Below are 13443 nucleotides of genomic sequence, written 5' to 3' on the forward strand. Positions count from 1 at the left end.
TGTCGTCGGCGTATGAGGGATTTCCACACGCACACGAACTACTCCGACGGGGGGTTTCTGAAGGGGATGGCCGACGCGGCCGGGGAGGCGGGCCTCGAGGGGATCGGCTTCACCGATCACTGTACGATCTCCGCTCGCGAGCAACCCGCGACCGTCCGGAGCGTCTACGGCTTCAATCTGGATCTGACCTACGAGCGCCGGCGGCGGGCGATCGAGACCCAGCGCGAGCGCGAGGACGTCTCGGTCGAGATCTACGACGGCGTCGAGATGGACTACGACCCCCGCGACGAGGCCGAGATTCGGGAGTTCCTCGAGGAAGCGAACTTCGACTACGCGATCGGCAGCGTCCACGCCGTCGACGGACTGAACGTGCAGGTGCCGAGCAATTTCGCGGACATGACCGACGCGGAACTGGACGCGATCGTCGACGGCTACTTCGAAAATCTCGTCTCGCTCGTCGAGTCGGACCTGTTCGACGTCGCGGCCCACCTCGATCTGATCGAGCGGACGCCGCCGCTCCGCGGCCGGGCGACGACGGACCACTACGAACGCGTGGCCAGAGCGCTGGCCGACTCGCGGACGATTCCCGAGATCAACGCCGGCCGAGCGATCGCCGACACGGCGATCGTCCACCCCGTCGAATCCTTCCTCGAGACGCTGCGGGAGTACGACGTCCCCGTCACCGTCGGCTCGGACTCCCACCGGCCGAGCGAGATCGGTGATCGCGTGGAATTCCTCGAGGAGTACCTCGCGAAGCGGGGCCTCGAACCGGTGACGCCGCCGGGACTCGAGTGAGTGGGCTCGTCGGGGAACATCCATATGTGACGACTCCCAACTACCCAGTAATGAGTGAGGCCACTCCGCACGAACGCGCGTCGGACGTGTTCGCGACGCGGGCACAGGAGCGCCACGGGGATACGATTCGACGACTCGTGGTTTTCGGCAGTACCGCTCGCGGCGATACGCACGGCGACTCTGACGTCGACGTGTTCCTGGTCCTCGAAAACGAGGAGTGTGAAGCGCAACTCAGGAACCTCGCGTACGATATCGGTCTCGAGTACGACGTCGTTTTCTCGGTTCACGCGCTCTCCGTCGAGCAGTTCGAATCGCGCAACGATCACCCGTTCATCCGAACGGTACTCGAAGAAGGACGAGCGTATGCGTGAATACGCGGCCGAGGAAATCGAAAAAGCGACTGTAGCGCTTTCCGATGCGCAGGTCCTGATGAAAGGAAATGGCACCGATACTGCGGTCGTCAATCGATTGTACTGTGCGTGCTTTCACGCGGCAACGGGGGCATTGTACGCGTTCGGCGAGGATCCGAACTCTCATCGCGGGACGATCGCGTTGTTCGGATCCCAGCTCGTCGTGGACGGTCCCGCGACCAGAGATGACGGACGATTTCTGAATCGAATGAAGGACTATCGAGAACAGGCGGATTACGGATACGACGACATCACTGCGGATACTGACGCCCTGTATACGCGCACCGAGGCTTTCGTCGATTCGATGAAAACGATCGTCGAACAGCGAGGTGACGGCGAACCGTGCGCGTAACCCTCCTCGGCACCGGCGACACCACCGGCACGCCGACCGTCGGCTGCGACTGCGACACCTGCGAGGCCGCCCGCGAGCGCGGCGTCGAGCGCACCCGCTTTTCCGTCCACGTCGAGAACGAGCGGCTCGACGAGTCGCTGCTGATCGACTTCAGCCCCGACTTCCGCTACCAGTTCCTCCGCGAGGAGGTTCCGCTGCCGGACGCCGCCGTCATCACGCACATCCACTTCGACCACCTCGACGGACTGGGCAACGTCTTCCGCATCCTCGACTCGCTGGACGTGTACGCGGCCGACGAGACCGACCCCGAAACGGGCAAGAGCGTCGCCGAGACGGTCCGCGACGACTACCACTACCTCGAGCCCCTCGAGGTCCACCCGACGACGCCCCGCGAGACGATTTCGGTCTGCGGGCTGGAGGTGACGCTGGTCCCTGTCGAACACCCGCCGCTGGTCTGTTACGGCCTCGCGGTCGAGGACCCCGTGACGGGCGCGAAACTGTCGCTCACCGGCGATACGAGCTACAACGTACCCGAGGCGTCCCGCGAGGTGCTGGCCGATCCCGACCTGCTGCTGGCCGACGCCATCGTGCCCGCCCACCTCTGTGAGTACCACCCCATCGGCGGCCGCCACGAGACCGACGACGGCGTTCCGCGGACGTTCGGGACCAAACACATGACTCGAGAGGGGGCGCTCGAGTTGGCCGACGAGTTGCGCGCCGACCGGACGCGACTGGTCCACCTCGCGCACTACTATCCGGCCGACGAGGCGTTCGAGGAGCCGCTGGCAGTCGACGGCGAGACGTACGTCCTGTAGGCGCGACAGTCCGGATCGGGGGGCGACGGCATCGGCCATCGATCCCGATGACCGGGAGCGGCTCTTCGAGGTACTGCAGTCGGCCGTCTCGTCCGGTTCGGCGCGCGACTCGAGTCGAACCCCGTCCGCAGGACACCGCCACTCAAGAGCTTCGAGCCCCGATTGTCTCCATGAACTGGACCAGACGACGGCTCGCCGGCGCGGCGCTGGCGACGGCCGGCCTCGCGGGCTGTCTCGGCAACGACGGCTCGAGCGGGAACGGCGGCGACGGCGACGGTGGCGACTCCGACGACGGGTCGGGCGGCCACGACGCCGAAGCGGCCCTCGAGGACGCCGACGTAACGGACTTCGTGGGCGAGGAGGAGATCGAGATCACGGTCGACCCGGACGGCAACAGCTTCGTCCCCGAGGCGTTCGAGATCGACAGGCGGACCGTCGTCAACTGGGTCTGGGAGGGCTCGAGCGTCGGCCTCTACCCGCTCGACCTCCCGCCGGAGTGCATGTGGGACGAGGAGGACAACGAGGACGACGAGTGGGCGGCCGGCGACCAGTTCGATCGCCTCTTCTGGGCGCCGGGTGCGTATCTCTACGCCAGCCGCAACGACGACGGCGAGGAGTTCACCGGCGCGTTCCGCGTCGTCGAGACCGACGGGGAAGGGGACGGTGGAAACGAGAGCACGGAGGGTGGAAACGAGAGCGCGTAGGCGCGACCGACCGTCCGTGACGAGGTGCGGGCTGAACGCGGGGCGGAGGGCTGACCGCGGCGCTCATGGCTGCATCAGGTGCGCGTCGAGACCCCGGTTAGCGGAATTGATCGAGTCCGGATTGCCGGCGTCGCGTGCCGGCCGGATCGGCCACCCAGGCCGTCCGGCGGGCGCGCTCGGCCTCGAGGTCGACGTCCGCTTCCGAGTCGGGATCGTAGCCCGGACAGGACGGCCCGCACTCCGAACCGGCGTCGACGACGCGCTCCTTCCACTCGCAGTAGGGCAGCGTGGCGCCGGTCCCGTCGGCCGGCCGGCAGGCCTCGCAGTCGGGGAACGCGTAGGTTCGCCACCCCTTGCCGTAGGCGCGTTCGGCGAGGCGTCGCCGCGCCCGGGCCTTCGCGTCGCGGTCGACGACGGCGACGTCGGTCCGACCGGGGTGAAATTCACGGGGTTCGATTCCGGGGTCGTCGACGGACAGTTGCGTCGGTTCGCGGACGACTTCGATCTCCGGCGCCGCGTCCGCGTCCGTCGGATCGGTCGGACGGTGGACGCGCCAGACGCCGACCGCATCGGGGATTCGATTCAGGTGCGCGCGCGTGACGTAGCTCTCGGTCGCCAGCACGACCTCGTCGACCAGCGCGAGGCTGGCGTCGGTCCGTAACTGCGCCTCGAGGTCCCCCGGCCGGCCGAGGTCGGGTTTGTTCTCGATGCCGACGATACGGCCGTACCAGTCGGGGTAGCGGGCGACCTGCCGGACGTACTCCCGGCTCTTGTGGCGTTCGCGCTCGAAGAAGCCGATCTCGCAGGCCCGTTCGGTGACCCGCCGAGCGTGATCGGGGTGGCAGTCGAAGGCGTCCTTCCAGTAGCGGGCGCGGCCGGTTCCCACGTCGGCGTCGATCGCCGCGTCGGGGATCGATTCGCCCGTGATCGCGACGCGGTCGTCGAACTCGGGACCGGGCTCGACGCAGACGACGTCGAGAATCCGACCGCCCGGATCGGCGACGCTCGCGCCGAGTTGACGGGCGACGACGCCCTCCTGGCGCTCCTCGAGGCGGGCGCACAGTTCGAGTTCGAACGCGAACTCAGACACGGCCGTCGAGAGGGGTGCGCTCGAGAAAAGGGCGTCGGGTGACTCCGGTTCGCCGCGTTCGTCCGGGGCGGTCGCGTCCGATTCGCTACTCCATCCACGCGCCGGCGTGCGAACAGGTGCGATCGGGAGCTAACCACCGAACGAACCGTCGCGCGCCGACGGCGCCAACGGTGACGGTCGCGGTTCCGACGAGCAGTACAACGACGGCGGTCGCCGACGGATCGTCGCGGACGGTCGACGCCGCGAGGAGGGCGAGGAGCGTCGACGCGACGAACAGAAACGTGACGCCGATCGCGAGGAGTGCGGTCTCGAGGACGCTGCGGTCGTCGATCGCCGGGATTCGTCGAGGGGATCTTGGGTCGTTCATCGTAGGTGGATCGACGGCCCAGCGGCGAATAAGTATAATCTGAAAATCATTTCTGTAACCGACGATACTGAAATTCGTTTCAGTGCCGACACCGGCGACTGTCGGGACGAAGCGCGAGGTGACCGGCCGACGGCTCCAAGACGGAGGCGGGACTGACGGTCAGCGAACGAATTGGGACGTACTTCGCCGCCAGAACACGGGAAAGACGAGACGGCTGCGGTGGACTCGAGCGACGGTCCGGAATCAGACGTCGTCGACGCGCGTCTCGAGGACGGTCAACTCCTCGTCGAGCGTCGCGCGGAGTTCGTCGCCGGCGAGGGGGATCCGCACCTCGAGCCGGAGCGGGTCGCGCGCGGTGATCCGCGTGTACTCGTCGGAGACGCACCACGGGAGGGTCCAGTAGGGGCGCTCGTCGAGCGAGACGCCGCGCTCGCGGTGGAAGCTGACGACCTCGGCGTGGTCGAGCAGCCGCAGGCCGACCGCAGAGCAGAGCGTGTGCTCACACTGGGCGCACTCGTGATCGACGCGGATTCCCACGCCGAGACAGCAGTGGCCATCTTCGACGACGGTCGTCTCCATCCGGCCGTTGCACTCCGGACAGACGCCGTCGGCGGCCAGACAGTGGAGGTGGCGGACCCGCTGGTCGAACGCCGCCGCGACCTCCTCCCGGGTCCGGTCGTTCAGCCCGCCCGGCGGGAACGCGTACTCGCCGTGGCCGTGGCCGCAGTCGGTGCAGTCGATGGCCAGCTGTTCGTCCTCGTAGCTGGCCGCGAGGGAGCCGCCGCAGGCGTAGCAGCTCCCTTCGACGGGGAACGGCTCGATCGACGGGTCCTCGGTGATCGAGCCCGCGATCACCGAGCGGACGATCTTCTCGCCGGCGTGTCTGAACGCGTAGCCGCCGTCGGACCGACCGTCAGACGAGCCACCGCTCTCCTCGTCCGCGGCGGACCCCTCGACCCGCGTGACGAAGTGATCGGTCAGCTGCTGGAGGTGGTAGTTGAACTGGGCCGAATCGCGCATCCCGACCTCGCGGCGCAGTTCGGAGAACGCCACGACCTCCTCGTCGGCGGCCCACAGCGCCTCGAGGATCGACAGCCGCGTCTCGTTGCCGACCAGCGCGAACGCGTCGGCGGGGTCCAGACAGTCCGTACACTCGAGCGGGCTCTCGCGCTCGCTCGAGGCGTCCGTCTTGCTCATACCTGCAGAGAGACGGTCGAGTGTCAAAATAGTTCCCTGAACGGCGTTTTGGTAATCAGTCTGACATCCATGGGGCGACGAGCGGCCGCGAGCTATCAGGGACGGGGTGCCGCCTTCTGCAGCGCCGTCTCGGCGATGTTCCCGCCGTAGTCGGCGCTTCGAGAGAGCGAGTCGACGATCAAGCCGAGCGACTGGGCCTGCACGGGTTCGAGGTCGCGGAGCATGTCGTCGATCGTCCGGGTGTGTTCGTCGATCTCGAGGACTGCCTCGAGGGCTGCGTGACCGAGATCGGTCGCCTCGTCGGGATCCTCGGCGAACAGCGCGTCCATCGACTGCTCGAGGATCGTCGCGACGTCGGCGTGGACCTCGAGTAACGCTCCCGCGACGTCGTCGGGGATCGCCTCGAGTTTGCCAGCGAGCTGGCTGATCTTGACGGCGTGGTCGGCGACGCGCTCGAGCTGGCGGGCGCTCGAGTGGAAGTCGAAGCAGTCCTCGCGGGAGACGCCCAGTCCCTCGGCGGCCCGCGGCGAGCGAAGCGTCGCCCGGAAGATCCGCGAGACGACGAGGAAGAGCCGGTCGACGTCGTCGTCGCGCTCGATGACGTCCTGGGCGATGTCGTCGTCGTTCTCGACCAGGGCCGTGACCGCGTCTTCGAGCATCGACGTCGCGATCAGGCGCATACGGGTGACCGCGTTGACGATCGACAGCTCCGAGGAGTCGAGCAAGTCCTGAATGACGACGCTCTCGGCCCCCTCCTCGACGACTTCGACGCCGACCAGCCCCTGCACCGCGCTGCGGATCGCCCGCCGCTGGTCGGTCGTGATCCGGCTGGCCTCGAGGCGAATGACGTCGAATCCGCTGACGTACATCGTCAGGACGGCGCGGACGAGTTGCTCGTCCGCGAGCGAGGAGACGTCGAGCGAGCCTTCCTGGCGGTCGGTCTCGCTCTGGGGCGTGACCAGCAGGGTGTCGTCCTCCGAGTAGATTTCCACGGTCGACCCGCTACTGACGCCGTTCTCGGTCGCCCATCCCTTCGGAAGCGACACCGTGTACGTCGATCCACCGGTCACCTGGACCTTGCGTGTCTCCATACGACGCGTTTTCTATGGAGGGAACATAAATCTACCCGAATCTATAGAGTGAATTCTACAGTCGCGTATTTGCCGTCAGTAGCGGTATAGAGCGCGATTAGTCCCGTAGACCGGAACGTACACGTATACCCATAACAGTACCCAAACGTATACCTATATAGTTAACATAGCGTATTATTTAGCCGATCCGTTCGTGTGAGAATCCAATGGGAGTCGACGCACGGACCGACCGGAGCGAATCCGGCGGCCAGCGGGGCGTGGAGACGATGGACGGTTCAAGCACGCGATCGGTCTCGGAGTCGATCGCGCTCGAATCGCGCGATTTCGACGTCTACTACGGGGAGGATCAGGCGCTGCGGAGTATTGACATGAAGATTCCCGAAGGGGAGGTGACGGCGCTCATCGGCCCCTCGGGCTGTGGCAAGTCGACGTTCCTGCGGTCGATCAACCGGATGAACGACCTCATCGACGTCGCTCGCATCGACGGGGAACTGTACTTCAACGGGAAGAACGTCTACGACGACGACGTCGACCCGATCGCGCTGCGCCGACGGATCGGGATGGTGTTTCAGACCCCGAACCCCTTCCCCAAGAGTATCCGCGACAACGTCGCCTTCGGACTCCGGGTCCAGGACAAGGACGAGGACGTCGACGAACAGGTCGAGCGCGCGCTGAAGCGGGCCGCGCTCTGGGACGAGGTTCAGGACCAACTGGACTCGAGCGGGCTGGACCTCTCGGGGGGGCAGCAACAGCGCCTCTGCATCGCCCGCGCGATCGCGCCCGACCCCGAGGTGCTCCTGATGGACGAGCCGGCCTCGGCGCTCGACCCGATCGCCACCTCGAAGATCGAGGACCTGATCGAAGAGTTGGCCGAGGAGTACACGGTCGTCATCGTCACCCACAACATGCAACAGGCCGCGCGCATCTCCGACAAGACCGCCGTCTTCCTCACCGGCGGCGAACTCGTCGAGTTCGACGACACCGACAAAATCTTCGAGAACCCCGAACACGACCGCGTCGAGGACTACATCTCCGGCAAGTTCGGCTGATCTGCCGATGCCTCGAGACGCGTACCAGCGACAGCTCGAACGACTGCGCGCGGACGTCCTCGAGATGAGCGACCGCGTCTGCGAGCGACTCGAGCGCGCGCTGACGGCCCTCGAGACGCAGGACGAGACCCTCGCCGCGGCCGTGATCACGGGCGACCACGGGATCAACGAGCGCTACCTCGAGATCGAGCAGCGATGCATCAAGTTGCTCGCACTCCAGCAACCCGTCGCGAGCGACCTCCGGTTCGTCGCCGCCTCGTTCAAGATCATCACCGACCTCGAACGGATCGCCGATCTCGCCGTCAACCTCGCGGAGTACGCCAAGCGGGCCTCGAGACGCCGCTACGCGGACATCGACATCGGCTACATCGGCGAGCGCATCGTCGAGCTGGTCGAGACGGCGATGGCGGCGTACGCCGCCGACGACGCGGAGCGCACCCGCGACATCGCGGCCGAGGACGACGAGATCGACCGCCTCTGTGAGAACGCCAGCGAGTTCGTCGTTCGGGACCTCCTCGAGACCGAACTCGAGGCCGAGATCGGGCTCACGCCCGACGCGCTCTTCGACGAGGTCTCGCGGATGTTGTTGACGATCCGGGATCTCGAGCGGGTCGGCGACCACGCGGTCAACATCGCTGCCCGGACGCTGTACATGGTCGAGAGCGACGACGAACTGATCTACTGAGCCGTGTAGCGGAGCGTCGGTTACTCGATCGCGACAACCGCATCGACGGTCACGGCCGCACCGCCGAGGAGGTCGCAGACGCCGACGGTGGTCCGTGCCGGACGGGTCTCGTCGAAGTACGCCCGGTAGATCTCGTCGACAGCCTCGTAGGCGTCCATCTCCGCGAAGTAGAGCGTGAGCTTGAGCACGTCGTCCGTCGTGCGTCCGCGTCGCTCCAGTTCCGACTCGAGGTTCGTCAGACAGCGCTCGAGCTGCCGGGACGGCGATTCGTCGGTTCGGAGTCGGCCGTCGGACTCCGGGAGTTGCCCCTCGACGAAGAGGAGATCGGAACTCCCAGTCTTCTTGCCGAACGCACCGGTAAACGCCGTTCCTTCTCGTTGCCGTCGGCCGCTCTCGCTCGTACGCGCGGGAGTCGTTCGAACGGAACGCGGTTCCTCGGTTTGGTCTGCTTCCATAGTACGATTTAGAGATTAATCAAGTAAAGTCCTTTCTCCGACACCAACTATCTGGGTACTTAGCCTGAAGATTGAACTGAAGGGTGAGAAGGGAACCGAATCGGAATAGTTAATTGAATTGCTGCTCAACTCAACTCCGATGGCACAAGCGACGGACCGACTACAGCGCTATCTCGAGGACGAGCTCGGCGAGTGTCGAGACGAAGACCTCGAGTGTCGTCTCGGAGAACTCGACGCGCTCGAGGAGACGATCGGGACGACTCGAGTCGAAACGGAACTGGACGTGCTCTCGGCGCTGGCCAACGAGACCCGCTATACCCTCGTCCGGGTCCTCGTGGCGGCCGGGGCGGAACTGTGCGTCTGCGAGTTGAACGCCGTCGTCGACGTCAGCGAGAGCGGGCTCAGCCACGCCCTCTCGGCGCTGGTCGACGCGGGCCTCGTCGACGGCCGAAAGGACGGCCGCTGGAAGAAGTACCGCGCGACCAACCGCGCCGTCGCGCTCGTGACGGTTCTCGAGGGGAGCGTGAGCGACGAGGCCGTACGGAGCGTGAGCGATGAGTAACGCGACCCACGAACACGGCCCGGACTGCGGCTGCGAGGCCTGCGGCGACCCGCGGTCGATGGACTTCCTCGACAGGTACCTGACCGTCTGGATCTTCGCCGCGATGGCCGTCGGCGTCGGCCTCGGCCACGTCGCCCCGTCGGTGACCGAACCGATCGGGGAGCTCCACCTCGTGGAGATCGGCCTGATCCTGATGATGTACCCGCCGCTGGCGAAGGCCGACTACGGGCGGCTGCCGACGGTGTTTCGCAACTGGCGCGTGCTCGGACTGAGCCTCGTCCAGAACTGGCTCATCGGCCCGACGCTGATGTTCGGGCTCGCGGTGTTCTTCTTCAGCGGGCTCGTCCCCGGCCTCCCGGCGCGTCCCGAGTACTTCCTCGGACTCGTGTTCATCGGGATGGCCCGCTGTATCGCGATGGTGCTCGTCTGGAACGAGCTCGCCGAGGGGTCGACCGAGTACGTGACCGGACTCGTGGCCTTTAACAGCCTGTTCCAGATCGTCACCTACGGGGTGTACGTCTGGTTCTTCGCGCTGTTTCTGCCGCCGCTACTCGGTATGGAAGCGCTCGCTGCCGAGATTACGACGTTCAATATCTCGCCGGAACAGGTGTTCTACGCCATCGCGGTCTTCCTCGGCATCCCCTTCGCGGGCGGCATCCTCACCCGCTACGTCGGCACCCGGACCAAGGGTGAGGAGTGGTACGAGGACGAGTTCGTTCCGAAGATCGATCCCGTGACGCTGGTCGCGCTGCTGTTCACCGTCGTGGTCATGTTCGCCACCCAGGGCGAGAACATCGTCGCCGCGCCGGCGGACGTCCTGCTGATCGCCGTCCCGCTCACGATCTACTTCGTCGTCATGTTCCTCGTGAGCTTCGGCATGGGCCGGGGCGTCGGCGCCGACTACTCGACGACGACGGCCATCGGCTTCACCGCGGCCTCGAACAACTTCGAACTCGCAATCGCCGTCGCGGTCGCCGTCTTCGGCGTCGGCTCCAGCGTCGCCTTCGCGACCGTCGTCGGCCCGCTCATCGAGGTGCCCGTCCTGCTCGCGCTTGTCAACGTCGCGCTGTACTTCCAGCGGAAACTGGACTGGGGCGGGCGCGACGCCGACGCGCTGGGCGCATCGACGCGAGAGACACCGACCGACGATTAACCGACCTCACACACCCACATACCCACGACCACCGATGCCACCAACCACCGATTCCACCGACACGACCCGTATCGCATTCATGTGCGTCCGCAACGCCGGGCGCTCCCAGATGGCCACCGCCTTCGCCGAGCGCGAACGTGAGGAGCGCGGCCTCGAGGACAGCGTCGAGATCCTGACCGGCGGTACCGACCCCGCCGATGCGGTTCACGACGGCGTGCTCGAGGCGATGGCCGGCGCCGGCTTCGACCTCTCGGACCGGACGCCCCGCGAGATCACGGTCGAGGAACTGCGCTCCTGTGACTACGTCGCGACGATGGGCTGTTCGACGCTCGACGTCGGCACCGTCGGCGACGACGTCGACGTCCGCGACTGGGCGCTCGAGGACCCCGGCGAAGCCGATCCCGAGCGGGTCCGCGAGATCCGCGACGAGGTCGAACGGCGGGTCGTGGCGCTGTTCGACGAACTCGAGGCGACCGGCTGATCTGCGTCCGAAGAGTTCCCGAGACGCGCTCGAGTACGCTATATAGAAGTCGAGTGTCGCCCGGTGCCAGCGACGGAATCGCAGTCGGTTCAGAAATCCATTCGAACGCTATTGTGCAGTTATCAGCGTATATAGGCCCTATACTTACGGATCGTTCCGACCTCCAATAGAGGCCAGTATCTAGATGTACTGGAACGTACGAATATATACCGCTCATAGCATCGCTTTTCTATCAACTGTGGCTCCCTTCTGGTGATGGCAGACAACCAGTTCGGACGCGACGCGGTATCGCGACGGAAGTTCATCGCCGCGACAGGTGCTATGGGTACGGCCGCTATCGCGGGTTGCAGTGAAATGACCGGCGAGGACGGCGGCGGAGAAGTCATCGTGAAGGGGTCGAGCACCGTCTTCCCGATCTCGGACGAGATGGCCCAGCGGTTCATGGACGAGAACGGGAGCGTCAACGTCACGGTCGACTCGACCGGGAGCGGTGGCGGCTTCGAGAACCACTTCTGTCCGGGCAACGCCGACATCAACGGCTCATCGCGGCAGATCAAGTCGGAAGAGGAGGACCACTGTGCGGAGAACGACGTCACGCCGATCGAGATGCACATCGCGGGCGACGCGCTCACGGTGGCCGTCAGCCCCGATAACGACTGGGTCGATAGCATGACCTTCGACGAACTGTCGCAGATCTGGGCCGACGACAGCGTCACCACGTGGGCCGACGTCAACTCAGACTGGCCCGACGAGGAAATCGAGCTCTACGGCCCCGCCACGACCTCAGGGACCTACGACTGGTTCACCGAGAACGTCAACGGCGGCAGCCACCGGACCGAGTACGAGGGCACCGAGGACGACAACACCATCATTCAGGGCCTCGAGAACAGCCAGTACGCGATGGGGTACTTCGGCTACGCGTACTACGCCGAAAACGAGGACCGCGTCAAGGCGCTCGAGATCGCAGAGAGCGACGGCGACGAGCCGTCCGCCCCGAGCCTGCAGGCGGCCAGCGAGGGAACGTATCCGCTGGCCCGACCGCTGTTCGTCTACCCCTCCGAGGAGGCGCTCCAGCGCGAGGAGGTCTACGATTTCATGGAGTTCTACCTCGAGAACTCCAACGCCGACTGGATCGCGGACGAGGTCGGCTACGTCCCCGCGAACCAGGATATGGTCGACGAAAACAGGAGCAAACTCGAGGACGCGGCGGGCGAGTAAGGCGGACCACAGATTCGATTTTTCGGGAGGAAAACCGGATAGAAAATGAGTGATACATCACTAGAAGCCGATCTCACGCGATCGGCGAACGGACGAATCGCAAAGGAACGGCTGTACCACGGGCTGTTGTTCTGCTGTGCGGCGCTGACGGTCTTCGTGACGGTCAGCATCGTCGCCACGCTGGCGATCGACGCCCTCGAATTCTTCGGGCGCGTCGACCCGTACGCGTTCTTCACCGGAACGGAGTGGGTCCTGCGGGGCGATAACCCGATTCTCGGTATCCTGCCGCTACTGTCCGCCACGCTCGTCGTGACGATCGTCTCGGCGCTCGTCGCGATCCCGATCGGCACGGCGGCCGCGGTCTATCTGAGCGAATACGCGAGCGATCGGATGCGGTCGGTGCTGAAGCCGGCGCTCGAGATCCTCGCGGGGATTCCGACCGTCGTGTACGGATTCTTCGCGCTCGTGTACCTGACGCCGTGGCTTCAGGGACTGGGACTCGAGGTGAGCCTGTTCAACCTGCTCTCCGCGTCGATCATGGTCGGGATCATGATCATCCCGATGGTCTCCTCGATCAGCGAGGACGCGATGAGCGCCGTTCCGGACTCGCTGCGACAGGCGGGGTACGGCCTCGGTGCCACGAAGTTCGAGGTCTCGACGAAGATCGTCATCCCCGCGTCGATCTCGGGGATCTTCTCCTCGTACATTCTGGCGCTCTCGCGAGCGATCGGCGAGACGATGATCGTCGTGGTGGCCGGCGGCAGCCGGGCCCGAATGTTCAACCCGTCCGAGCCGTTCGCGAATCTCCTCAACTCCGGACAGACGATGACCGCCGCCATGGTGCAGGCGGTGACGACGGATCTGGCCGGCGGAACCGACGGCTACTACTCGATGTTCGCGATCGGATTGACGCTGTTCGCCATCACCTTCAGTATGAACCTGCTCAGCAACCGTATCGCCGCACGCTACCGGGAGGAGTACCAATGAACCGAGCGACCACCGCGAACGTCACGTTCACA

17 protein-coding genes are annotated in these 13443 nt (G+C 65.6%); 12 read left to right on the forward strand and 5 right to left on the reverse strand.

Features of this window, described 5'->3' with window-relative positions:
• Positions 1 to 12 precede the first annotated feature (12 nt).
• The 5 genes from J0X25_RS23705 to J0X25_RS23725 all read left to right on the forward strand — a co-directional run bounded on the left by J0X25_RS23705 (position 13) and on the right by J0X25_RS23725 (position 3076).
• Complete coding sequence (locus tag J0X25_RS23705) at positions 13 to 795, forward strand: PHP domain-containing protein (protein ID WP_207290020.1); 783 nt, start codon at positions 13 to 15, stop codon at positions 793 to 795.
• Between the two features lie 50 nt (positions 796 to 845).
• Positions 846 to 1166 carry a nucleotidyltransferase domain-containing protein gene (locus J0X25_RS23710; protein WP_207290021.1) on the forward strand — a complete coding sequence of 107 codons (321 nt, stop codon included), beginning with the start codon at positions 846 to 848 and terminating at the stop codon, positions 1164 to 1166.
• A complete protein-coding gene (locus tag J0X25_RS23715) occupies positions 1159 to 1557 on the forward strand; it encodes a HEPN domain-containing protein (protein WP_207290022.1) in 399 nt (132 codons plus the stop codon). The genes J0X25_RS23710 and J0X25_RS23715 overlap by 8 nt, the downstream gene beginning before the upstream one ends.
• Positions 1548 to 2372, forward strand: a complete 825-nt coding sequence (locus J0X25_RS23720) for an MBL fold metallo-hydrolase (protein WP_207290023.1) — start codon at positions 1548 to 1550, stop codon at positions 2370 to 2372. The genes J0X25_RS23715 and J0X25_RS23720 overlap by 10 nt, the downstream gene beginning before the upstream one ends.
• Positions 2373 to 2542: 170 nt before the next feature.
• Positions 2543 to 3076 (forward strand): hypothetical protein, encoded by a 534-nt coding sequence (locus J0X25_RS23725; RefSeq protein ID WP_207290024.1) that lies wholly within the window; start codon positions 2543 to 2545, stop codon positions 3074 to 3076.
• Between the two features lie 97 nt (positions 3077 to 3173).
• On the opposite strand, the gene J0X25_RS23730 is transcribed toward J0X25_RS23725, so the two are convergent.
• From J0X25_RS23730 to J0X25_RS23745, 4 genes are all read right to left on the reverse strand, one after another.
• Positions 3174 to 4166: a DUF5787 family protein gene (locus tag J0X25_RS23730; RefSeq protein WP_207290025.1), complete on the reverse strand. Its 993-nt coding sequence runs from the start codon at positions 4164 to 4166 to the stop codon at positions 3174 to 3176.
• 85 nt (positions 4167 to 4251) lie between these two features.
• Entirely contained in the window at positions 4252 to 4533 is a 282-nt protein-coding gene (locus J0X25_RS23735; protein ID WP_207290026.1) for a hypothetical protein, read from the reverse strand.
• 243 nt (positions 4534 to 4776) lie between these two features.
• Complete coding sequence (locus J0X25_RS23740) at positions 4777 to 5730, reverse strand: winged helix-turn-helix domain-containing protein (RefSeq protein WP_207290027.1); 954 nt, start codon at positions 5728 to 5730, stop codon at positions 4777 to 4779.
• 95 nt (positions 5731 to 5825) lie between these two features.
• The gene (locus tag J0X25_RS23745) at positions 5826 to 6821 is read right to left on the reverse strand and encodes a phosphate uptake regulator PhoU (protein WP_207290028.1); all 996 of its coding nucleotides are present in this window, start codon (positions 6819 to 6821) and stop codon (positions 5826 to 5828) included.
• 266 nt (positions 6822 to 7087) lie between these two features.
• Here J0X25_RS23745 and pstB point away from each other — a divergent pair, with 266 nt between their 5' ends.
• Both pstB and phoU read left to right on the forward strand, forming a co-directional pair.
• On the forward strand, positions 7088 to 7870 hold the full coding sequence (gene pstB, locus J0X25_RS23750; RefSeq protein WP_225896756.1) for a phosphate ABC transporter ATP-binding protein PstB: 783 nt from the start codon (positions 7088 to 7090) through the stop codon (positions 7868 to 7870).
• 7 nt (positions 7871 to 7877) lie between these two features.
• The gene (gene phoU, locus J0X25_RS23755) at positions 7878 to 8555 is read left to right on the forward strand and encodes a phosphate signaling complex protein PhoU (RefSeq protein WP_207290030.1); all 678 of its coding nucleotides are present in this window, start codon (positions 7878 to 7880) and stop codon (positions 8553 to 8555) included.
• Positions 8556 to 8575: 20 nt separating this feature from the next.
• Here the strand turns inward: phoU and J0X25_RS23760 are convergent, their stop codons facing one another.
• The gene (locus J0X25_RS23760) at positions 8576 to 9010 is read right to left on the reverse strand and encodes a RidA family protein (protein ID WP_207290031.1); all 435 of its coding nucleotides are present in this window, start codon (positions 9008 to 9010) and stop codon (positions 8576 to 8578) included.
• A gap of 139 nt (positions 9011 to 9149) precedes the next feature.
• Between J0X25_RS23760 and J0X25_RS23765 the strand changes: the two genes are divergently transcribed.
• From J0X25_RS23765 to pstC, 5 genes are all read left to right on the forward strand, one after another.
• A complete protein-coding gene (locus J0X25_RS23765) occupies positions 9150 to 9572 on the forward strand; it encodes an ArsR/SmtB family transcription factor (RefSeq protein WP_207290032.1) in 423 nt (140 codons plus the stop codon).
• Entirely contained in the window at positions 9565 to 10725 is a 1161-nt protein-coding gene (gene arsB / locus J0X25_RS23770; RefSeq protein WP_207290033.1) for an ACR3 family arsenite efflux transporter, read from the forward strand. Before J0X25_RS23765 ends, arsB begins: the two co-directional genes overlap by 8 nt.
• Positions 10726 to 10759: 34 nt before the next feature.
• Positions 10760 to 11206: an arsenate-mycothiol transferase ArsC gene (locus J0X25_RS23775; protein ID WP_207290034.1), complete on the forward strand. Its 447-nt coding sequence runs from the start codon at positions 10760 to 10762 to the stop codon at positions 11204 to 11206.
• Between the two features lie 255 nt (positions 11207 to 11461).
• Positions 11462 to 12424 (forward strand): PstS family phosphate ABC transporter substrate-binding protein, encoded by a 963-nt coding sequence (locus J0X25_RS23780; RefSeq protein WP_207290035.1) that lies wholly within the window; start codon positions 11462 to 11464, stop codon positions 12422 to 12424.
• A gap of 45 nt (positions 12425 to 12469) precedes the next feature.
• Positions 12470 to 13411, forward strand: coding sequence for a phosphate ABC transporter permease subunit PstC (gene pstC / locus J0X25_RS23785; protein ID WP_207290036.1), 942 nt, complete (start codon positions 12470 to 12472; stop codon positions 13409 to 13411).
• The last annotated feature ends 32 nt before the right edge of the window (positions 13412 to 13443 follow it).

It is taken from the genome of Haloterrigena alkaliphila, from assembly GCF_017352155.2.
GTDB lineage: Archaea > Halobacteriota > Halobacteria > Halobacteriales > Natrialbaceae > Haloterrigena > Haloterrigena alkaliphila.